Here is a 20,904-nt window from a genome sequence, read left to right as displayed (position 1 = left end):
GGTACGGCGGAGTGCCGGTACGGCGGAGTGCCGGTACGGCGGAGTGCCGGTACGGCGGAGTGCCGGTACGGCGGAGTGCCGGTACGGCGGAGTGCGGGTACGGCGGAGTGCGGGTACGGCGGAGTGCCGGCTACTTGCCCTTGCGCTTCTTGCGGGCCGCCGGGTTGCCCGCGCGGGCGCCGCGCCGCTTCTCGTACTGGGTGCGGGCCGTCTCGTACTCCATGCGGCGCAGCTGCTCGCCCGGGGCCTCGACGAAGCAGCGGAAGAAGTAGGCGAGGAGCGAGCCGACGAAGCCGATCATCTTCAGGCTGCGCAGGGAGTCCTCGCGGGCCGGGTCGGCGGGGCGGCGGACGAAGCTCTCCCAGGTCTTACGGAAGGCGATGGCGCTGCAGATCGCGAACATGACGACCACGAGCAGGTTCAGGATGCCGCCGACCTCGGCGATCGCGAGCCCCTCGTAGGCGAAGCGCAGCACGAAGCAGCCCGCCGCGGCGGCGACGAGCGCACCGACGGCGAGCGCGGCGCGGCGCAGCCCGTAGTTGCCGCTGTGGTCGACCCACGTCGTCCCGAAGAATCGGATCTCCTCGGGCTGCGGGCCGGCGGGGGTACCGCCGGCCGCGCCCTTGGCGGTGGTGCTGGGCTTGGCGGTCTGGTCTTCGTCGCTCACGAGGTCGATTATCCCTGGGGTGGCGACAGAAGGGGGCGGCGGCGGGGGTGGGGGTCAGCCGCCGCAGCGCTTGGCGACGTAGCCGTCGCTGCCGGTCTTCACATACGCGTCGGAGATGAACTCGCCCGACGCGATGTTGTCCCAGATGTTCGTGGTGCCGTACGGGCCGGAGATCCATTCGCCCGGAGTCTGGCAGTAGATCGGCACCCGAACGTCCAGGGCCAGCGTCCGCACGATGCGGTACTGCGTACCCGGGCCGGAGCGCACGTTCACGCGGACGCCGGGCGCCACGGGGTAGCGGGCCATCTCCGCGGCGGCCGTCCCGGCCGTGGTGAACAGCACAGCCAGCGCGGCGGCGGTGCTTCCGGCGGCGAGAACCGCTCGTCGGCTCAGCGTCATGGTCCGTATCCCCCTGTCAGCCGCAGCGGCGGGCGACGTAGCCGTCCCGGCCGGTGTTCACGTAGGCATCCGAGACGTACTCGCCGCTCGCGATGTTGTCCCAGATATTGGTGGTGCCATACGGGCCCGTGATCCACTCGCCGGGCTTTTGGCAGTAGATCGGCACGCTCACCCCGATGCTCAGCGCCCGCACGATCGGGTACTGCGTACCCGGCCCGGAGCGCACATTGACGCGGTAGCCGGGCGCGACCGGATAGCGCGCCACGCTCATCGTGGTCACTCCGTCCAGCTCCGAAACCGCTGCCGCATCGCTCGATTCGTCAACACCCATTGGTGTCCTCCCCCGTTGGCGCAAAGCGCTCCGCTGCGATTCACTCTCTGCGACGCGCAGGCTAGCAAGCCCCACCGACATCAAGGGCGCCATGGACTAGGCTCCGTGCGTCGCGCACGCGCGCGGCCTCAACGGGGAACCACACGGGGGTTGGCTATGCCGCCGTTGCGCAGGACCGGTGCCGACCGGGATGCGGAAGAACCTGAGTACGCGGGCGGCTACCGTCTCCAGGCATGTCTCGGCGCGGGTGGCATGGGTGTCGTCCATCTGGCCACCTCCGCCTCCGGGCTACGGCTCGCGGTCAAGGTGGTGCACGGACAGTACGCGGAGGACCCGGAGTTCAGGGCCCGTTTCCGCCAGGAGGTGGCCGCCGCGCGCCGGGTCAGCGGCGCCTTCACCGCACCCGTCGTGGATGCCGACCCCGACGCCGTACGTCCCTGGATGGCGACCCTCTACGTCCCCGGTCCCACCCTCGCCGACCAGGTGAAGCGGAACGGCCCGCTGTCTCCCGCCGAACTGCGTCGGCTGACCGCCGGACTCGCCGAGGCACTGCGCGACATCCACCGGGCCGGTGTCGTCCACCGCGACCTCAAGCCCAGCAACGTCCTGCTCACCGACACCGGACCGAAGGTCATCGACTTCGGCATCTCCCGGCCGGTGGACAGCGATCTGCACACGGAGACGGGGAAGTTGATCGGGTCGCCGCCGTTCATGGCACCCGAGCAGTTCCAGCGGCCCCGCGAGGTCGGCCCGGCGGCGGACGTCTTCGCGCTCGGCTCCGTGCTCGTCCACGCGGCCACGGGGCACGGACCGTTCGACTCCGACAGCCCGTACATCGTCGCGTACCAGGTCGTCCACGACGATCCGGATCTGACGGGGGTTCCGGACGAGCTCGCTCCCCTCGTCGCGCGCTGCCTCGCCAAGGAGCCGGCGGATCGCCCGACCCCGGCCGAGATCATGGCTGCGCTGCTGCCGCCCTCGTACGAGGCGGCGGCGTTCATACCCGCCCAGCGGCGACCCCCCACCCTGCCCGAGCCCGCGCCCGGGCCGTCGGGGTCCTGGGACGCGGACACGCCCGTGCGGGCGCCGGCGCCCCGCGCCCGTCGACGACCGCGTTGGCCGATCGCGGCGGCCGCACTCCTCGTTCTGACCGGCGGTGGCGCCCTGGCCGCGAGCCTGCTCCAACCCGAGACCGCTGCCTCCCCAAGGCCGCTCAAAGCGGGGGCGGCGCGGCCGTTCGCGGGCTGGCAGACCGCACTGCCGCACAGCGGCGACGCCTCCGCCCCCAGCTGCGGATACGCCGCCGGGGCTCTCTTCTGCTCCGGCCGGGGCAGCGGCATCGTCCGAATCGACACCACGACCGGCCGGGTGGAGTGGTCGCAGCGGTCCGGACCCGAAGAAGAGATCCCACCCGCGCCCTGGCTCCTCCCCGGCGGGCTGATCGGTGTCGCCGGGGCGGGCGGCGGCCTTCGCACGTACGCAGCGGGACCCGGTACGCCCGGCTGGCACACGGGTACAGCGGCCCCCATCGGGAGGGGGCACCCCGCGGGTGACACCGTGGTGTTCGTCAACGGCTCCAGCACGCTCAGGGCCGTCGACGGCGCCACCGGCAAGCAGCTCTGGCGACACTCGCCCCGCGGGCACACCGGTCCGCGTGTAGGGCCGTACGACCCGAAGTCCCGCCTGCTGACCGCCTTCGAGACCACCGCAGACAGGCAGCGCACACTCGTCAGCGCGCTGCGGCCACGGACCGGCGAGACGGCCTGGCAGCGGCGTCTCGACGGAGAGCTTGTACCGATCACCACGACCGACGACGGAGCACTGCTCCTGGCCGCCGCGGACAGCGGACTGCGCACAGAGGCGCTCGTCGCGTACAACCCCACCGACGGCTCCGTCCGCCGAACCGCCCTCCCCTACCCCCTCGACAATCCCAGGATCGCCGTCCACGGCCACACCGCCTACCTCCTCGACTCCGCCGGCCGGCTCATCGCCCTCGACACCGCCGGGCGCGTGGTCTGGGAGTTGGAGACCGCCGCCGGTAACGTCTCCGCCCCCGTGCTCGCGCCCGGCGGACGGCTCTATCTCTCCGCGGCCGATGGGCGGCTGATCGCCGTCGACACCGTGCGCGGTGCGCTCATCGGGCAGACGAAGCCTCGGCTCGGGGACGGCAGGCTCGGGTACGCGACCACCGTGCCCGCGCCCGTCGTGGCCGGGGAGAAGGTGTTCGGGAGCGCGCCCGACGGGTCCGTGTTCGCGGTGGACGGGCGGGATCCGGCCGGGTGGTGACGTCGGGTCAGCCGCAGTGCTCCCACGGGCTCGTGTACGTGTACTCCCCCACGCCCGCCTCGATCATCCCGCCCCAGCGCACGCACTTCCCCGCCGCGGAGGCGCGTACCGGGCCCGCGTACGAGCTGTAGGTGCGCTGGTCCTTCTTCGTCGTCGAGCCCTGGACGGTGAGCCAGGCGCCGGTCGGGAGGGCGAAGCCCGCGGTGGCGGGGGCGTGCATGGTGACGACGCAGTTGTTGCCGTTGGACGCGTTGTAGAGCAGGTGGATGCGGGCGAGGACGGTCGACGAGTTCTGCAGGGTCCTCGAGTCGATCTGGACGTAACCCGATCCGCAGATCTCGGCCGGGGTCGCCGCGCTCGCCGGGGTGGTGCTCAGGGCCGCGAGGGCGGCGACGGCGGTCGCGACGACGGCGGTACGGCGTACGGAGGCACGCATACGACTCCCCAATCGTGAGCATGACAATCATGAACGCGAAGTCGTGATCGTAGCGCACACGCACGAACGCGGGGAGTGAGCGTCTCCGCCCACTCCCCGCGTCCCTGATGCCTTGGAGCGATGCCTCGGAACCGCGTCGGCTCAGTACAGCTTCGACACGTCGCGCACCGCGCCCTTGTCCGCGCTCGTCGCCATCGCCGCGTACGCCCGCAGTGCCGCCGAGACCTTCCGCTGCCGGTTCTTCGGGGCGTAGACCCCGCCCAGCGCCTCACGGCGCGCCGCCAGCGTGGCGTCGTCGACCAGCAGCTCGATCGAGCGGCTCGGGATGTCGATACGGATCCGGTCGCCGTCCTCGACCAGGGCGATCGTGCCGCCCGACGCGGCCTCCGGCGAGGCGTGGCCGATCGACAGCCCCGACGTACCGCCGGAGAAGCGGCCGTCCGTCACCAGCGCGCAGGTCTTGCCCAGACCCCGGCCCTTGAGGAAGGAGGTCGGGTACAGCATCTCCTGCATACCCGGGCCGCCACGCGGGCCCTCGTAGCGGATGACGACCACGTCGCCGTCCTTGACCTGCTTGTTGAGGATCTTCTCGACGGCCTCGTCCTGCGACTCGCAGACGACCGCCGGGCCCTCGAAGGTCCAGATCGACTCGTCGACGCCGGCCGTCTTCACGACACAGCCGTCCACGGCCAGGTTGCCGCGCAGGACCGCGAGTCCGCCGTCCTTCGAGTACGCGTGCGCCGCGTCGCGGATGCAGCCGCCGGCCGCGTCGGTGTCCAGGGAGTCCCAGCGCTCGGACTGGGAGAAGGCGGTCGCGGAGCGGACACAGCCGGGCGCCGCGTGCCACAGCTCGACGGCCTCCTCCGACGGGGAGCCGCCGCGCACGTCCCAGGTCTCCAGCCACTCCTTGATGGAGCGGGAGTGGACGGTGTGGACGTCCTCGTTGAGCAGACCGGCGCGGTACAGCTCGCCGAGGATGGCGGGGATGCCGCCGGCGCGGTGCACGTCCTCCATGTAGTACGTGCCGCCGGGCGCCACGTTCGGCGCGACCTTGGCCAGGCACGGCACACGGCGCGAGACCGCGTCCATGTCGGACAGGCCGTAGTCCAGCTCGGCCTCCTGGGCGGCGGCGAGCAGGTGCAGGATCGTGTTGGTCGAGCCGCCCATGGCGATGTCCAGGGCCATGGCGTTCTCGAAGGCCGCCCAGGTCGCGATCGAGCGCGGCAGGACGGAGTCGTCGTCCTCGTCGTAGTAACGACGGGTGATGTCGACGACCGTGCGGGCCGCGTTCTCGTACAGCGCCTTGCGGGCCGTGTGGGTGGCGAGGACCGAGCCGTTGCCGGGCAGCGAGAGGCCGATGGCCTCGGTCAGGCAGTTCATCGAGTTGGCGGTGAACATGCCGGAACAGGAGCCACAGGTCGGACAGGCGTTCTCCTCGATACGGAGAATGTCCTCGTCCGAGATCTTGTCGTTGACGGCGTCGGAGATCGCGTCGACCAGGTCGAGCGTACGGACCGTGCCGTCGACCAGCGTGGCCTTGCCGGACTCCATCGGACCGCCGGAGACGAAGACCGTCGGGATGTTGAGGCGCAGCGCGGCGTTCAGCATGCCGGGGGTGATCTTGTCGCAGTTGGAGATGCAGATCAGGGCGTCGGCGCAGTGCGCCTCGACCATGTACTCCACGCTGTCCGCGATCAGGTCGCGGGAGGGCAGGGAGTACAGCATTCCGCCGTGGCCCATCGCGATGCCGTCGTCGACGGCGATCGTGTTGAACTCGCGCGGGATGGCCCCGGCCGCCGTGATGGCCTCGGAGACGATCCGGCCGACCGGCTGCAGGTGGGTGTGGCCGGGGACGAACTCCGTGAAGGAGTTGGCGACCGCGATGATCGGCTTACGGCCGATGTCCGCGCCCGGTACACCGGAGGCGCGCATAAGGGCGCGTGCGCCCGCCATGTTGCGGCCGTGGGTGACTGTGCGGGACCTCAGCTCGGGCATCGTCGCTCGCTCCTCAGTAATGGGTGTGCTTGCTGTCGAGCGTACGCCGACGGACCAAGATCTGGACAGCGCGTCCGTATGCCGGACGGCATGTTCAGCTTTCGGTCAGGATGCGGATCGGGGCGCCGGTCAGGACTCGGTGAGGTAGCGCTGGAGGGTGGGGGCCACCATCTCCACGATCTTCTCCGGGTCGGCGGTCGCGAGCGGCTCGACCTGGATGACGTACCGCAGGATCGCGATCCCGATCATGTGGGAGGCCGCCAGCTCCGCGCGGAACTTCGGGTCCGGCACGTCGAGGTCGGCCGCGATCCTCTCCAGGAGCCGGCGCAGCACGAAGCCGCGCAGCACCTTCGCCGCCGCTTCGTGGGTCAGCGCGGAGCGGATGATCGCGAGCAGCGGGGCGCGGGAGACGGGGTTCTCCCAGACGCCGATGAAGAAGCGCGCCAGCCGCTCGCCGATGGCGTCGCGCGGCCCCTCGATGATCGCCGGGACGACGGACGTGGGCTCGAAGGAGACCTCGATGGCGGCTGCGAAGACCTCGTCCTTCGTGCCGAAGTAGTGGTGAACGAGCGCCGCGTCGACATCGGCCGCCTTGGCGATGCCGCGCACGGAGGTCTTGTCGTAGCCGCGTTCGGCGAACTGCGCGCGGGCCGCGTCCAGGATGCGTTCACGCGCACCCGGACCGCTCTCCTCCTCGGTCCGCGACGGGCGGCCGCGACGGCGCGGGGCCGAACCGGTCATGAGCGGGGGGCCCGGGACGACGGCCTGGCCGCCGAGGCCAGGTGCAGCCGGGTGAAGGCGAGGGCTTCCGCGAGGTCGGCCTCTCGTTCGGCGGCGGACATCGCCCGCCGGGTGTTGACCTCGATGACGACATGGCCGTCGAAGCCGGTGTGCGCGAGGCGTTCGAGGACTTCGGCGCAGGGCTGGGTGCCGCGCCCCGGGACCAGGTGCTCGTCCTTCGCCGAGCCCTTGCCGTCGGCCAGGTGGACGTGGCCGAGGCGTTCGCCCATGCGGTCGATCATGGCGAGGGCGTCCGTGCGGGCGGTGGCGGTGTGCGAGAGGTCGACCGTGAAGTGCCGGTAGTCGCCCTTGGTGACGTCCCACTCGGGGGCGTACGCGAGCATCTCGCGGTCCTTGTACCGCCAGGGGTACATGTTCTCGACGGCGAACCGGACGTCCGTCTCGTCGGCCATCCGCCAGATGCCGGTGACGAAGTCACGGGCGTACTGGCGCTGCCAGCGGAACGGCGGGTGCACGACCACGGTGGACGCGCCGAGCTTCTCGGCGGCCGCCTGGGCGCGCTGGAGCTTGACCCAGGGATCCGTGGACCAGACGCGCTGGGTGATGAGCAGACAGGGCGCGTGGACGGCGAGGATCGGGACCTGGTGATAGTCCGAGAGGCGGCGCAGTGCCTCGATGTCCTGGCTGACGGGGTCGGTCCACACCATGACCTCGACGCCGTCGTAGCCGAGGCGCGCGGCGATCTCGAAGGCCGTCGCCGTCGACTCCGGATAGACCGAGGCCGTCGACAGGGCGACCTTCGCATCCGGGATGCGCACCACTGGTTCTGCCACGAAGGACAGGGTACGGGTCGGGGCAGGCCGGGGGCAGGTGGCTCCGGTCACGTGGGGGCGCGGGGCGCGAAGCGGGCGGGCCCACGCGCGCGTGGGGGAGCGCGGGACCTCACGCGCGCGTGGGGGCCCGGCCCCGGGGACCCGGGTGCCCGGCGGAGGTCGGGCTTGCGTGGGCCCGGCCCCCGGCCGGGCGTATGGGGGACCGGCCCGGGTGCCCCGGGGAAGGCAGGCTTGCGTGGGGCCCCGCCCCCAGCCCGGCGCCGCGCGTAGGAGGCCCGGTGCCCGGCACGCCCAGGGCGCGCATGCGGGGGACCCGGTCCTCCCGGCACAAGCGCGTACGGGACCCGGTCCCCGGTCGCGCGCGTGGACCCGGTCCCCCGGCACCCGCGCGTGCGTCCGTTGTGGAACGGGGCCGGGCAGCGCCCCCGTAAGCGCTACTCCTCCGGCAGGTGGTCCAGGCGGCGCAGGATCACGCCCTCGCGGAGCGCCCAGGGGCAGATCTCCAGCTCGTCCACGCCGAAGAGGTCCATCGCCCCCTCGGCCACCAGCGCCCCCGCGAGCAGCTGCGGTGCGCGGCCCTCCGAGACGCCGGGGAGGCCGGCGCGCTGGTCCGCCGTCATGGCGGAGAGCTTGGGGACCCACTCCTCCAGGGACGAGCGGGTCAGGACGCGCCGAAGGTAGAGCCCCTTCTCGGAGCCAGGCGAGCCGGCGATCCGGGCGAGCTGCTTGAAGGTCTTGGACGTGGCCACGACATGGTCGGGCTTGCCGAAGCGGCTGAATTCCCCGACCGTACGGGCGATCTGGGCGCGCGCGTGGCGGCGCAGCGCCCGTACGTCCGCCGTGTCGGGCGGGTCGCCCGGCAGCCAGCCCGACGTCAGCCGCCCCGCACCCAGCGGCAGCGAGACCGCCGCATCCGGCTCCTCGTCGATGCCGTACGCGATCTCCAGCGAGCCGCCCCCGATGTCGAGCAGGAGCAGCTTGCCAGCGGACCAGCCGAACCAGCGGCGGGCCGCCAAAAACGTGAGCCGGGCCTCCTCCTCGCCGGTGAGGACCTGGAGGTCGATGCCGGTCTCGCGCTTCACCCGTTCCAGGACGGCGTCGGCGTTCGTCGCCTCGCGCACCGCGGAGGTCGCGAACGGCAGCACTTCCTCGCAGCCCTTGTCCTCGGCGGCCTGGATCGCTCCCTGGACGGTCGCGATGAGCCGCTCGACGCCGTCGGGCGCGATGGCACCCCCTTCGTCGAGGAGCTCCGCCAGCCGCAGCTCCGCCTTGTGGGAGTGGGCGGGCAGCGGGCGGGCGCCGGGGTGGGCGTCCACCACCAGCAGGTGCACTGTGTTCGAACCGACGTCGAGGACTCCGAGTCTCATGGACGGAACGCTACTGCTCCCACCCGCATACGCTTGTGGTGTGCCAAAGACGAAAAAGGCGAAGCCGGGCAAAGACAGCGCTGCCAAGGCTCAGAAGACCTCCAAGAATCCGAGCGGCGCTGCCGGCCAGGGCGAACCCGACGAGAAGGGCATCGACTTCGCGCGTGCCTGGGTCGAGTTCCCCGACCCCGCCGACGACGAGCAGGTCTTCCGCTGCGACCTGACCTGGCTCACCTCGCGCTGGACGTGCATCTTCGGCAGCGGCTGCCAGGGCATCCAGGCGGGCCGCGCCGACGACGGCTGCTGCACGCTGGGCGCCCACTTCTCCGACGAGGACGACGAGAAGCGGGTCGCCTCGTACGTGGACCGGCTCACGCCCGAGCTGTGGCAGTTCCACGACGTCGGCACGGAGACGGGCTGGACGCAGGTCGACGAGGACGGCGACCGGCAGACCCGCCGCTGGCAGGGTTCCTGCATCTTCCAGAACCGCCCCGGCTTCGCGGGCGGCGCCGGCTGTTCGCTGCACATCCTCGCCCTCAAGGAGGGCAAGGAGCCGCTGGAGACCAAGCCGGACGTCTGCTGGCAGCTGCCGGTGCGGCGCACGTACGACTGGATCGAGCGGCCCGACGACACGAAGATCCTCCAGGTGTCGATCGGCGAGTACGACCGGCGCGGCTGGGGCCCGGGCGGCCACGACCTGCACTGGTGGTGCACCTCGGCGACCTCTGCGCACGGGGCCGGGGAACCGGTCTACGTGACGTACCGGCCCGAGCTGACGGAGCTGATGGGCAGCGCGGCGTACGACGTGCTGGTGGAGCTGTGCGAGGCCCGGCTGGCCTCCCAGCTGCCGCTGGTGGCGCCGCACCCGGCGGACCCGGTGTAGCGGTAGAGAACGCGGGGAACGCGGGTGGCGAGCGGATCACCGACCCGGGCCACCCGGGCGCCCGCCCCGCTCGCCGAGCCGGGCGCCGTCGGACTACGAGGCCGGAGGCGAGTCCGAGCCGCTCGGCGTTCCCGGGTCCGTCGACGGTGAAGGCTCGTCCGTAGGGGTCGGGTCCGTCGTCGGCGGGGGTTCCTCGGTCGTCGGCGGAGGGGTCGTCGGGTCCGTGGTCGGCGGAGGCGTCGTCGGGTCCGTCGTCGGCGGAGGGGTCGTCGGGTCCGTCGTCGGCGGAGGCTCCTCCGTTGTCGGGGGCGGCGAGGTGTCGGCCCCGCGGCCGTTGATCCGTACCACCGCGCCCGCGGGGTCGACCCCGACCCGAGCGGACCACGCGCCGGCGGGCTCGCGCGCCTGGTCGACGGCGATCCGGACCGTCACCGACTCGCCGGGGCGCAGGGTGCCGGACGCCTGGCTCACGTACAGCCAGGGCGCGTCCGTCCAGAGCGACCAGTCGACGGGCGAGCCGCCGGACGCCGTGAGGGTGAGCGTCGTCGTGTCCCCGTCGCCGTGCGCCGCGACCGTGATCCGGCCGGGGGCCGGCTGTCCGGGCAGGGTGGGTCCCACCGGCCCGCCGGGGCTGATCACCTCGACAGAGACGTCCGGGGAGCGGCTGCCCTGGGTGAATCGGGGGTCGGCGGTGGTCTGGGCGTTGCCCGCGTTCTCGTAGCGGTCGTACGGGGTGCCGTCGAGGCCCGTCGGTTCGTCCGCCTCGTGCGCGGTGACCGGGGCGCCCGCGCGGTCGCCGTCCCCCATGAGGGGACCGCCTCGGTACGAGGCCCACAGGGCGAGCACGGGGGCCGCGACCACCGCCGCCACAACGGTGGTGGTCACGGCGCGGGCCCGCATCCGGTCGCGGCGGGCCGCGTGGTCCTTCGGGTCCATCGGGAAACCGGTCGGGCCGAAGCGCGGGGCACCGGCACGCGCGCGTGGGACGTGCCGCATCGCCACGTACGCGGCCGCCCTCGGCGCCTCGACCAGCGGGAGTCTGGCCGGGGTGACCGCCGCCGCGCCGGGCCACGGGCCGCCCGCGCCCGCCCGCTCGGCGGCCCGGCGGCAGCGCGGACAGTCGTCGACATGGCGGACGAGTTCGGCGCGCAGGGTCGCGGAGAGCAGTACCTGATGGTCGCCGGTGAGCCGGGCGACGGTGGGGCAGTTGCCCGTCTCGACGACCGCGAGCGCGGCCCGGGTCCGCTCGACCTCGCAGGCGGCGGAGGAGAGCAGCTCCCGGGCGGCGAGTGCGTCGAGGGAGAGCACGGCGGCGACTCCGCGGTGGCCGAGGCCGTGCCGGACGGCGAGCTCCAGGGCCTCGCGCTGCTCTGGGGTGGTGCCGGCCGCCTCGGGCCAGGCGAGCTGGGCCAGTTCCGCGCGCCGGCGCTCGGCGATCTCCTCGGAGACCGGGGGCGGCTCGGGCTCGGTGACGACGGGACGGCCGGTGTGTGCGCCCTGTCGCCTGCGGCGCTGTTCCCCGAGGCTGCGCAGACAGGCCCAGCGGGCCAAGGCGTAGAGCCAGGCCTTGCGCCCCTCCGCGTCGGACGGGCAGCGGCCGTGGTGGCGTTCGGCGACGGCGAGGACGTCGCCGAGGACGGCGGTCGCGGCGTCGTGGTCGCAGAGCACGGAGAGGCAGTAGGTGAACAGGCCGTCCAGTTGGGCCTCGTAGCGCGCGGGCGGGTGCTGGCCGAGGGTGCGCGGGCTTTCGGGCGCCCGCCGGTGCGCCCGGTGTGCGCCGGTGGTGTGTGTGGAGGGTTCCAGCCTGCTGCTCGTCACTGGGCGACCGTAGGCGGGACTGGGCGGGGTCTTCGTACCGGTTGAACACTTTTAATCCGTACGGGTGAAGGTATCCCTCAAAAGGGGACAGGAACGCGACATTCCGTCCGCCGGGCTCCCGTCGCCGGGTCGGCGGTCTCCGGGCTCGGCACCCGTTGTCAGTGCGGCCCGCTACGGTTCGGTGCATGGCTGCCCGTACGAAATCCGCCAAGGACAGGCCGTCCTACCGCTGCACCGAGTGCGGCTGGACGACCGCCAAATGGCTCGGCCGTTGCCCCGAGTGCCAGGCCTGGGGGACGGTCGAGGAGTACGGCGCGCCCGCCGTCCGCACGACCGCCGCCGGCCGGGTCTCCACCGCCGCGCTGCCCATCGGCCAGGTCGACGGCCGGCAGGCCACGGCGCGCTCGACCGGCGTCGACGAACTGGACCGGGTCCTCGGCGGGGGCCTCGTGCCCGGAGCGGTCGTGCTGCTCGCCGGTGAGCCCGGCGTCGGCAAGTCCACGCTGCTCCTGGATGTCGCCGCGAAGGCCGCGAGCGACGAGCACCGCACGCTGTACGTCACGGGCGAGGAGTCCGCGAGCCAGGTCCGGCTGCGGGCCGACCGGATCAACGCGCTGAACGACCATCTGTACCTGGCGGCCGAGACCGACCTGTCCGCCGTCCTCGGCCACCTCGACGCGGTCAAGCCCTCGCTGCTGATCATGGACTCGGTGCAGACCGTCGCCTCCCCCGAGATCGACGGCGCGCCCGGCGGCATGGCGCAGGTGCGCGAGGTCGCCGGCGCGCTGATCCGGGCCTCCAAGGAGCGGGGCATGTCCACGCTGCTCGTCGGCCATGTCACCAAGGACGGCGCGATCGCCGGCCCGCGCCTCCTCGAGCACCTGGTCGACGTCGTCCTGAGCTTCGAGGGCGACCGCCACGCGCGCCTGCGGCTGGTCCGCGGTGTGAAGAACCGGTACGGGGCGACGGACGAGGTCGGCTGCTTCGAGCTGCACGACGAGGGGATCACGGGCCTGGCCGACCCCTCCGGGCTGTTCCTGACCCGCCGCGACGTCGCCGTGCCGGGCACCTGTCTGACCGTCACCCTGGAGGGCCGCCGGCCGCTCGTGGCCGAGGTCCAGGCGCTGACGGTCGACTCCCAGATCCCGTCCCCCCGCCGGACCACGTCCGGTCTGGAGACCTCCCGGGTCTCGATGATGCTGGCCGTCCTGGAGCAGCGCGGGCGGATCACCGCGCTCGGCAAGCGGGACATCTACTCGGCGACGGTGGGCGGTGTGAAGCTCTCCGAGCCCGCCGCCGACCTGGCGATCGCGCTCGCGCTCGCCTCCGCCGCCAGTGACACCCCGCTGCCGAAGAACCTGGTCGCGATCGGCGAGGTCGGGCTCGCGGGCGAGGTCCGCCGGGTCACGGGCGTGCAGCGGCGGCTGGCCGAGGCGCACCGGCTCGGGTTCACCCACGCCCTGGTCCCCACGGACCCGGGGAAGGTGCCGGCGGGCATGAAGGTGACGGAGGTCGCGGACATGGGCGACGCCCTGCGCGTGCTCCCGCGCAGCCGCCGAGCAGCCGCTCCCAAGGGCGAGGACGGGTAGCGCACGGGGCGCGGACGGGCGGTCCCCAAGGGCGGGGGCGGGGCGAGAAGGGGGTGTGATCCGGCGCGCGGCGGAGGGCCGCGGGGCGGTGTCGCTAGACTTTGCCCTGGTCTCGCCCATCCGTACGAGCCGGAGGAGTGCAGTGGCAGCCAAGGACGGGAACGAAGCGCTGATGCGCGCGGCCCTCAGCGCGGTCGCTCCCGGCACCGCACTGCGCGACGGCCTCGAGCGCGTTCTGCGTGGCAACACCGGCGGTCTGATCGTGCTCGGCATGGACAAGACGGTGGACTCGATGTGCACCGGCGGCTTCGTGCTGGACGTGGAGTTCACCGCGACACGGCTGCGCGAACTGTGCAAGCTCGACGGCGGGCTCGTCCTCGACAAGGACATCTCCAAGATCCACCGGGCAGGTGTCCAGCTGGTCCCGGACGCCTCCATCCACACCGAGGAGACCGGCACCCGCCACCGCACCGCGGACCGTGTCTCCAAGCAGTGCAACTTCCCGGTCGTCTCGGTCTCCCAGTCGATGCGGCTCATCGCGATCTACGTGAACGGTGAGCGCCGCGTCCTGGAGGAGTCGGCCGCGATCCTCTCGCGCGCCAACCAGGCGCTCGCGACCCTGGAGCGGTACAAGCTCCGCCTCGACGAGGTCGCCGGCACGCTCTCCGCCCTGGAGATCGAGGACCTGGTGACCGTCCGCGATGTCACGGCCGTCGCGCAGCGCCTGGAGATGGTCCGCAGGATCGCCACCGAGATCGCCGAGTACGTCGTCGAGCTCGGCACCGACGGCCGACTCCTCTCGCTCCAGCTCGACGAACTGATCGCGGGCGTGGAGCCCGAGCGCGAGCTCGTCATCCGCGACTACGTGCCCGAGCCCACTGCCAAGCGCTCCCGTACGGTCGCCGAGGCGCTCACCGAGCTCGACGCGCTCACCCACGCCGAGCTCCTCGAACTGCCCATCGTGGCGCGAGCCCTGGGCTACAGCGGCTCCCCCGAGACCCTCGACTCCGCGGTCTCCCCGCGCGGCTACCGGCTTCTCGCCAAGGTCCCGCGGCTGCCCGGCGCGATCATCGAGCGGCTCGTGGAGCACTTCGGCGGGCTCCAGAAGCTGCTCGCGGCCAGCGTGGACGACCTCCAGACCGTCGACGGCGTCGGCGAGGCCCGGGCGCGCAGCGTCCGCGAGGGCCTTTCCCGACTCGCGGAGTCCTCGATCCTGGAGCGGTACGTCTAGCCGCACCCGCAGACGGGGAAAGGGGCCGTACGGAGATTCCCGTACGACCCCTTTCTCGTGTCTACGTCAGTCCTTGGCCAGCGTGAACGACGCCGGAAGGACCTTCACCCCCGGCATCGCCGCCTCCACGAGGTACGTTCCCGGTCCCACCGGGCCCGCCGGGGCGGTGGCGCACTGCGGGGCGCTCCGGCCGCGGTCCCAGTCCACGCTGTGCGTGATCGTCGAGCGCGCCGGGATCCGGAGCAGCACGCCGCCGGCCTGACGCGGGCAGTCCTGGGACGACCAGATGTCGTCGTCCTTGTCGTCGCTGATCGTCAGGACCGCGTTCTTCGGCCCGAAATCGGCCTTGCAGTCGACGGCCGAGGTGTTCTTGGCTTCCAGGTGGAAGCGGGGCTTCTCGCCCGGTGCGTACGAGACCTTGGCGCTGCGGAGGGTCAACTGCAGCGCTCCGGGTGCGCAGTTCGGCAGCGGAGAATTGGCCGGAACCTGCTGCCCCGCGCCCGTGCTCGCGCCGCCGTCGCCGCCCGCTCCGTCCGTGTCCCCGTTCTTGCCGCCGGCCTCGGAGCCCGCGTCCGCGCCGCCGGCACCACCGGAACCGGCGTCACCTCCGTCGCCACCGGAGTTCTCACCCGAGTCGCCCGACTCGTCCCGTCCGCCCGGCTGTTCACTGATCGCAGGACCGGAACCGGAAGGTCCGGGGGTGATCGAGGGCGCGGGCGAAGAGCCGTTGGCGGCGTCGTTCGCCTTCTTCCCGCCGCCTCCGCCGGAGGTGACGGCCCAGAGGGCGATCAGCGCGAGAAGTGCGACCAGGCACAGCGCGACCGCCCTCCGTCGCCAGTAGATGGAGGAGGGAAGCGGCCCGACCGGATTGCGCAGTGATCCCACGGCACGAACCTTACGAGAGATCGGCGCCAACTCCCGCCCCACCCGCCGCCCCAGGCATCAAGTTTTGCCGATGATCACATCCGGAACGTCGGAATGCCCCCGCTCACCCCCACTTTCGTCGGGGGTCCTCGTGGCCCTTCGGCACGGGCGCCGGACATCGGGCGCCGGATAGCGTCCTGATCATGGACAACCTCTCCGACCTCACCGACGACCTCTATCGCGACGTCACGGACTTCGCCCACTCCACCCCGCACTGGTTCCAACAGCTCGCCGAGGTGTGGACCGAGGCCGGACTGCTGCTCTTCGGCGTGCTGTTCGTGGCCGGATGGTGGCGGGCCAGGTCCGGGGCGAGCGATGCGATGGCGCTCGCGCTGCTCGCCCCCCTCGCGACCGCCCTCGGCTATGTGGTGAGCGAGGCGCTCAAGACGCTGGTGGACGAGGAGCGTCCGTGCAGGGCTGTCGCGGGCGCGCCCGCCTCGCTCGTCCCGTGCCCGCCGACCGGCGACTGGTCCTTCCCCAGCAACCATGCCGCCATCGCGGGCGCGGCGGCGGTCGCGCTCGCGCTGGCGTGGCGCGGGATCGTGTGGCTGACCGTGCCGATGGCGCTGCTCATGGCGTTCTCCCGGGTCTTCGTCGGTGTCCACTACCCGCACGACGTGACGGTCGGGCTGCTGCTCGGGGGCGCCGTCGCGTTCCTCGCCGTCAGGGCGGCGACCCGCCCGGTTCGGGCGCTGGTGGAGACGGGCCGGTCGAGCCGCACCGGCGCGGTGGTGTGGTGCGCGGGGCGCGGGCCGCGCCCGCGCGCCTCCGCGCGCCCCGAGGGCGTGCGCCACGGCGCGCGCTGAACGTGCCAGGATCGGGGGTGCCATGACTTCCACCGATGCCTCCATCCCCGTGCTCGACGACGCCCCCGCCCCGGCCCCGGCCGAGCTGCACGGGCCCGTCCTCGCCTGGTTCGACCGGCACGCCCGCGACCTGCCCTGGCGCCGCCCCGAGGCGGGGGCGTGGGGCGTGATGGTCAGCGAATTCATGCTCCAGCAGACCCCGGTCGTACGGGTGCTTCCGGTGTACGAGCAGTGGCTCGCGCGCTGGCCGCGCCCTGCCGACCTCGCGGCCGACGCGCCCGGCGAGGCCGTGCGTGCCTGGGGCAGGCTCGGCTACCCGCGGCGCGCGCTGCGACTGCACGCGACGGCCGTGGCCATAACGGAGCGGCACGGCGGCGACGTACCGAGCGAGCACGCCGCGCTGCTCGCGCTGCCCGGGATCGGGGAGTACACGGCGGCGGCGGTGGCCTCGTTCGCGTACGGACAGCGGCATCCGGTGCTCGACACCAATGTCCGCCGGGTGTTCGCCCGCGCCGCCTCGGGCGTGCAGTACCCGCCGAACGCCACGACCGCCGCCGAGCGGCGGCTCGCGCGGGCGCTCCTGCCCGAGGACGAGGCGACGGCGGCCCGCTGGGCGGCCGCCTCGATGGAGCTGGGCGCGCTGGTCTGCACGGCGAAGAACGAGGACTGCGGGCGCTGCCCGATCGCCGCGAGCTGCGTCTGGCGGATGTCGGGGAAGCCGGCCCACGACGGGCCGGCGCGGCGCGGTCAGACCTACGCCGGCACGGACCGGCAGGTCCGCGGCCGGCTGCTCGCCGTGCTCCGGGAGGCGGTGGGCGCCGTGTCGCAGTCCGCCCTGGACGCGGTCTGGGACGAGCCGGTGCAGCGGGCCCGTGCGCTGGACGGCCTGGTCGCCGACGGCCTGGTCGAGCCTCTCGAGGGCGGCTTGTACCGCCTGCCGCAGTCCTGACCGACCTGCCCGAAGTCCCGAGCCCGACCCCATCGGCGCCCCGGGAGTCCCGACCCCGGCCCGCCGCGGTCCGGACCGGCCCGCCCGCGGCCCTGAGCCGAATCGGACCTCCTACCCATCCCCGGCCCCTGTTACACAACCGATGGACAGCCGTGCATCCTCCGACGGCTGCCCCGGACAGCCTCGTGACAACTGCTCCGTAACTTCGTCGACGTAAGCCAAACAGGCTGGTCACGGGGATCGGAGGCGGTTCAGATGTCGCACGGAGAGGTGCTCGACTTCGAGGAGTACGTCCGCACTCGGCAGGACGCGCTGCTGCGCAGCGCCCGCCGTCTCGTCCCCGACCCGGTCGACGCGCAGGACCTGCTGCAGACGGCGCTGGTGCGGACGTACGGCCGCTGGGACGGCATCGCCGACAAGTCGCTCGCCGACGCGTATCTGCGCCGGGTCATGATCAACACGCGCACCGAGTGGTGGCGGGCCCGCAAGCTCGACGAGGTCCCCACCGAGCAGCTGCCCGACGCCTCCGTCGACGACGCCACCGAGCAGCACGCCGACCGCGCCCTGCTCATGGACATCCTGAAGGTCCTCGCCCCGAAGCAGCGCAGTGTGGTCGTCCTGCGGCACTGGGAGCAGATGAGCACGGAGGAGACCGCGGCCGCGCTCGGCATGTCGACGGGTACGGTGAAGTCCACGCTCCACCGCGCACTGGCCCGACTGCGTCAGGAACTGGAGAGCCGTGGCGTCGACGACGCCCGTGCTCTGGAGCGGTCGACCGTACGACCCGACGAACGGGGGCAGCACCGGTGCGCGGCCTAGGCGCCAGACACGACGGCGACGACGACGGGCACCGCGGCCCCCGGCGTCGCCGGATCATCCGGGCGACGAGCACCACGGCACTGGCCGGGCTCGTCGCCATCGGGCTGTTCATGACCGCGTGTTCCACCGGCGGTACGGGCTCACGCGACGAGGGCGCCGCCCGCGCCGACGAGGCGGGATCGGCCGTACCGGCACCGTCCCCCTCGGCGTCCTCCGGGCAGATGCCCGCCAAGCGCGTCGACCCGATCGCGCTCATCAAGGCCGATCCGAAGATCGGCGAGCGTCTGAAGGCCGATCTGAAGCCGTGCGTCGCCGACGCGTACCCGGTGGACACCTCCTACGGGAATCTGACCGGCGGAACCGCGCCCGATGTTGTCGTCAACGTGATGACCTGCGGCGATGCCGTCGGTATCGGCACGTACGTGTACCGCGAGGAGAGCGGCGAGTACAAGAACGTGTTCATGGCGGAGGACGCCGCCGTCTACGCGACGATCGACCGGGGCGACCTCGTCGTGACCAAGCAGGTGTACGCCAAGGGCGACCCGGTCGCCTATCCCTCGGGCGAGGACGTGATCACGTACCGCTGGGCGGGGAGCAAGTTCAGCCAGCACGACTGGGTGCACAACGACTACAGCCGCGCGGTCGGCGACGGAGGCATCGACGGCCCCCCGACCGTCGAGCCGAGCGGCAACTGAACCAGACTGCACCGCCTACGAGCGGAACCTGAAGGAACGGAAGGCAGGAAGGCGCACGATGGCCGAGACCCATGTGCTGTTCGTCGAGGACGACGACGTCATCCGTGAAGCCACCCAGCTCGCACTGGAGCGGGACGGCTTCACGGTGACCGCCATGCCCGACGGGCTGTCCGGGCTCGAGGCGTTCCGGGCGGACCGGCCCGACATCGCGCTGCTCGACGTGATGCTGCCGGGCATGGACGGCGTCAGTCTGTGCCGCCGGATCCGTGACGAGTCGACCGTGCCCGTGATCATGCTGTCCGCGCGCGCCGACTCCATCGACGTCGTCCTCGGCCTGGAGGCCGGGGCCGACGACTATGTGACCAAGCCCTTCGACGGTGCCGTGCTCGTGGCCCGGATCCGCGCCGTGCTGCGTCGTTTCGGGCACGCCGGCGGCCCGGCGGGCGGTGACGCGGGGCGCGCCGACGCGCCCGAGGGCGGGGTGCTGGTCTTCGGTGACCTGGAGGTCGACACCGAGGGCATGGAGGTCCGCAAGGGCGGGGCGCCGGTCGGGCTGACCCCGACGGAGATGCGTCTGCTGCTCGAGTTCTCGTCCGCGCCGGGCACGGTCCTGTCCCGGGACAAGCTCCTGGAACGGGTCTGGGACTACGGCTGGGGCGGCGACACCCGGGTGGTGGACGTCCATGTCCAGCGGCTGCGCACCAAGATCGGCCAGGACCGGATCGAGACGGTCCGCGGCTTCGGCTACAAGCTCAAGGGATGAAGCGGGTCAGCGGGGATGAAGCAGGTCAGCCGGTGAAGCGGGTCGACAGATGAGGCCGCTCGCCCTCCGTACGGGGGTCCGCTGGAAGATCGCCGTCGCCATCGCGGCCGTGGGCGCGCTGATCGCGGTCACCCTCAGCCTCGTCGTCCACAACTCGGCGCGGGTCTCGATGCTCGACAACGCGCGCGAGGTGCAGATGGAGCGGCTCCTCTTCGCGCAGCGGATGTACGAGAGCTCCAAGCCGAAGGAGCCCCGCTTCGGCACCAAGATCAACGACCCGATGCTGCCGCCGCAGCTGGACCAGCTCATGCGCGACCAGCGGCGCGGTACGTACGTCCAGGAGCACCGGCACGGCGGTCCGCCCGATGTCTGGGCGGCCGTGCCGCTGGCCAACGGGGACGTGCTGTCGCTGCACATCCCGTTCGCCGACCGCTCCACGGCGATCATGAAGGACCTCGACCGGGCCCTGGTCATCGGCTCGGTGTCGGTGGTGTTCGGCGGTTGCGCGCTCGGCGTGCTCATCGGCGGCCAGCTCTCGCGCCGGCTGCGGAAGGCCGCCGCGGCGGCAGGCAAGGTCGCGCAGGGCAACACGGACGTACGGGTACGCAAGGCGATCGGTGGAATAGTCCGCGACGAGACCGACGAGCTCGCCCGCGCGGTGGACGCCCTGACCGACGCCCTGCAGGAGCGGATCGAGGCCGAGCGCCGGGTCACCGCCGACATCGCGCACGAGCTGCGGACCCCGGTCACCGGTCTGCTCACGGCGGCGGAGCTGCTGCCGCCGGGACGCCCCAGCGAGCTCGTACGGGACCGGGCGCAGGCCATGCGGACCCTGGTCGAGGACGTGCTCGAGGTCGCCCGGCTCGACAGCGCGTCGGAGCGTGCCGAGCTCCAGGAGATCGCGCTCGGGGAGTTCGTGGAGCGGCGGGTGCGGGCGCTCGACCCGGAGGCGGTCGTGCACGTCGTCCACGAGTCCTGGGTGAACACCGACCCGCGCCGGCTGGAGCGGATCCTGGGCAACCTCCTCGCGAACGCGGCGAAGCACGGCAAGCCGCCGGTCGAGGTGACGGTCGAGGGCCGGGTCGTACGGGTCCGGGACCACGGCCCCGGCTTCCCCGAGGCGCTGCTCCGCGAGGGCCCGAGCCGCTTCCGTACCGGCGCGAGCGACCGCGCGGGCCAGGGCCACGGGCTGGGGCTGACGATCGCGGCGGGGCAGGCGCGGGTCCTCGGGGCCCGGCTGACGTTCCGGAACGCGGCGCCCGAGGGCACGCCGGAGGGGGCGGGCGGGTCGATCGCGGTGCTCTGGCTCCCGGACCACGCCCCGACGAACACCGGCAGCTTCCCGATGATCAAGTTCGCGGACTAGGGCGAC

20 protein-coding genes are annotated in these 20,904 nt (G+C 72.6%); 10 read left to right on the top strand and 10 right to left on the bottom strand.

Annotation, left to right across the window (positions count from 1 at the left end):
• Positions 1–130: 130 nt before the first annotated feature.
• From ACZ561_RS23935 to ACZ561_RS23925, 3 genes are read right to left on the bottom strand one after another with little or no spacing between them, the layout of a single operon-like run.
• Positions 131–667 carry a hypothetical protein gene (locus ACZ561_RS23935; RefSeq protein ID WP_470998503.1) on the bottom strand — a complete coding sequence of 179 codons (537 nt, stop codon included), beginning with the start codon at positions 665–667 and terminating at the stop codon, positions 131–133.
• Positions 668–721: 54 nt separating this feature from the next.
• Positions 722–1,066 (bottom strand): SH3 domain-containing protein, encoded by a 345-nt coding sequence (locus ACZ561_RS23930; RefSeq protein ID WP_470998500.1) that lies wholly within the window; start codon positions 1,064–1,066, stop codon positions 722–724.
• A gap of 16 nt (positions 1,067–1,082) precedes the next feature.
• Complete coding sequence (locus ACZ561_RS23925; RefSeq protein ID WP_470998497.1) at positions 1,083–1,397, bottom strand: SH3 domain-containing protein; 315 nt, start codon at positions 1,395–1,397, stop codon at positions 1,083–1,085.
• A 156-nt stretch (positions 1,398–1,553) separates the two neighbouring features.
• Here ACZ561_RS23925 and ACZ561_RS23920 point away from each other — a divergent pair, with 156 nt between their 5' ends.
• Positions 1,554–3,683 (top strand): serine/threonine-protein kinase, encoded by a 2,130-nt coding sequence (locus ACZ561_RS23920; protein ID WP_470998494.1) that lies wholly within the window; start codon positions 1,554–1,556, stop codon positions 3,681–3,683.
• Between the two features lie 7 nt (positions 3,684–3,690).
• Here the strand turns inward: ACZ561_RS23920 and ACZ561_RS23915 are convergent, their stop codons facing one another.
• The 5 genes from ACZ561_RS23915 to ACZ561_RS23895 form a co-directional block, all read right to left on the bottom strand.
• Positions 3,691–4,119 carry an acetyltransferase gene (locus ACZ561_RS23915; protein WP_470998491.1) on the bottom strand — a complete coding sequence of 143 codons (429 nt, stop codon included), beginning with the start codon at positions 4,117–4,119 and terminating at the stop codon, positions 3,691–3,693.
• A 141-nt stretch (positions 4,120–4,260) separates the two neighbouring features.
• A complete protein-coding gene (gene ilvD, locus ACZ561_RS23910; protein ID WP_470998488.1) occupies positions 4,261–6,114 on the bottom strand; it encodes a dihydroxy-acid dehydratase in 1,854 nt (617 codons plus the stop codon).
• A gap of 129 nt (positions 6,115–6,243) precedes the next feature.
• On the bottom strand, positions 6,244–6,855 hold the full coding sequence (locus tag ACZ561_RS23905; protein ID WP_470998485.1) for a TetR/AcrR family transcriptional regulator: 612 nt from the start codon (positions 6,853–6,855) through the stop codon (positions 6,244–6,246).
• Positions 6,852–7,688: a sugar phosphate isomerase/epimerase family protein gene (locus tag ACZ561_RS23900; RefSeq protein WP_470998482.1), complete on the bottom strand. Its 837-nt coding sequence runs from the start codon at positions 7,686–7,688 to the stop codon at positions 6,852–6,854. The genes ACZ561_RS23905 and ACZ561_RS23900 overlap by 4 nt, the downstream gene beginning before the upstream one ends.
• A 434-nt stretch (positions 7,689–8,122) precedes the next feature.
• Entirely contained in the window at positions 8,123–9,055 is a 933-nt protein-coding gene (locus ACZ561_RS23895) for a Ppx/GppA family phosphatase (RefSeq protein ID WP_470998479.1), read from the bottom strand.
• A 40-nt stretch (positions 9,056–9,095) separates the two neighbouring features.
• Between ACZ561_RS23895 and ACZ561_RS23890 the strand changes: the two genes are divergently transcribed.
• Positions 9,096–9,938 carry a DUF3109 family protein gene (locus ACZ561_RS23890; RefSeq protein ID WP_470998476.1) on the top strand — a complete coding sequence of 281 codons (843 nt, stop codon included), beginning with the start codon at positions 9,096–9,098 and terminating at the stop codon, positions 9,936–9,938.
• A gap of 93 nt (positions 9,939–10,031) precedes the next feature.
• Here ACZ561_RS23890 and ACZ561_RS23885 read toward each other — a convergent pair whose 3' ends face one another.
• Positions 10,032–11,756 carry a BACON domain-containing protein gene (locus ACZ561_RS23885; RefSeq protein WP_470998473.1) on the bottom strand — a complete coding sequence of 575 codons (1,725 nt, stop codon included), beginning with the start codon at positions 11,754–11,756 and terminating at the stop codon, positions 10,032–10,034.
• 185 nt (positions 11,757–11,941) lie between these two features.
• On the opposite strand from ACZ561_RS23885, the gene radA reads away from it, so the two are divergent.
• Positions 11,942–13,345, top strand: coding sequence for a DNA repair protein RadA (radA, locus tag ACZ561_RS23880; protein ID WP_470998470.1), 1,404 nt, complete (start codon positions 11,942–11,944; stop codon positions 13,343–13,345).
• Between the two features lie 172 nt (positions 13,346–13,517).
• Positions 13,518–14,576, top strand: a complete 1,059-nt coding sequence (gene disA, locus ACZ561_RS23875) for a DNA integrity scanning diadenylate cyclase DisA (RefSeq protein WP_329125588.1) — start codon at positions 13,518–13,520, stop codon at positions 14,574–14,576.
• 66 nt (positions 14,577–14,642) lie between these two features.
• Here the strand turns inward: disA and ACZ561_RS23870 are convergent, their stop codons facing one another.
• Positions 14,643–15,461 (bottom strand): hypothetical protein, encoded by an 819-nt coding sequence (locus tag ACZ561_RS23870; RefSeq protein WP_470998467.1) that lies wholly within the window; start codon positions 15,459–15,461, stop codon positions 14,643–14,645.
• A gap of 182 nt (positions 15,462–15,643) precedes the next feature.
• Between ACZ561_RS23870 and ACZ561_RS23865 the strand changes: the two genes are divergently transcribed.
• From ACZ561_RS23865 to cseC, 6 genes are all read left to right on the top strand, one after another.
• Entirely contained in the window at positions 15,644–16,306 is a 663-nt protein-coding gene (locus ACZ561_RS23865; RefSeq protein WP_470998464.1) for a phosphatase PAP2 family protein, read from the top strand.
• 22 nt (positions 16,307–16,328) lie between these two features.
• On the top strand, positions 16,329–17,255 hold the full coding sequence (locus ACZ561_RS23860; protein ID WP_470998461.1) for an HhH-GPD family protein: 927 nt from the start codon (positions 16,329–16,331) through the stop codon (positions 17,253–17,255).
• A 255-nt stretch (positions 17,256–17,510) separates the two neighbouring features.
• A complete protein-coding gene (locus tag ACZ561_RS23855; RefSeq protein WP_329119198.1) occupies positions 17,511–18,074 on the top strand; it encodes a SigE family RNA polymerase sigma factor in 564 nt (187 codons plus the stop codon).
• Positions 18,062–18,769 (top strand): hypothetical protein, encoded by a 708-nt coding sequence (locus ACZ561_RS23850; RefSeq protein WP_470998457.1) that lies wholly within the window; start codon positions 18,062–18,064, stop codon positions 18,767–18,769. Before ACZ561_RS23855 ends, ACZ561_RS23850 begins: the two co-directional genes overlap by 13 nt.
• Before the next feature lie 58 nt (positions 18,770–18,827).
• Positions 18,828–19,532, top strand: coding sequence for a two-component system response regulator CseB (gene cseB, locus ACZ561_RS23845; RefSeq protein ID WP_376443783.1), 705 nt, complete (start codon positions 18,828–18,830; stop codon positions 19,530–19,532).
• Between the two features lie 49 nt (positions 19,533–19,581).
• Positions 19,582–20,898, top strand: coding sequence for a two-component system sensor histidine kinase CseC (gene cseC / locus ACZ561_RS23840; RefSeq protein ID WP_376443785.1), 1,317 nt, complete (start codon positions 19,582–19,584; stop codon positions 20,896–20,898).
• The last annotated feature ends 6 nt before the right edge of the window (positions 20,899–20,904 follow it).

The organism is Streptomyces sp. NPDC039609, assembly GCF_055596705.1.
The sequence above is the reverse complement of the archived record's forward strand: the minus strand, read 5'-3'. Positions and strand labels throughout refer to the sequence as shown.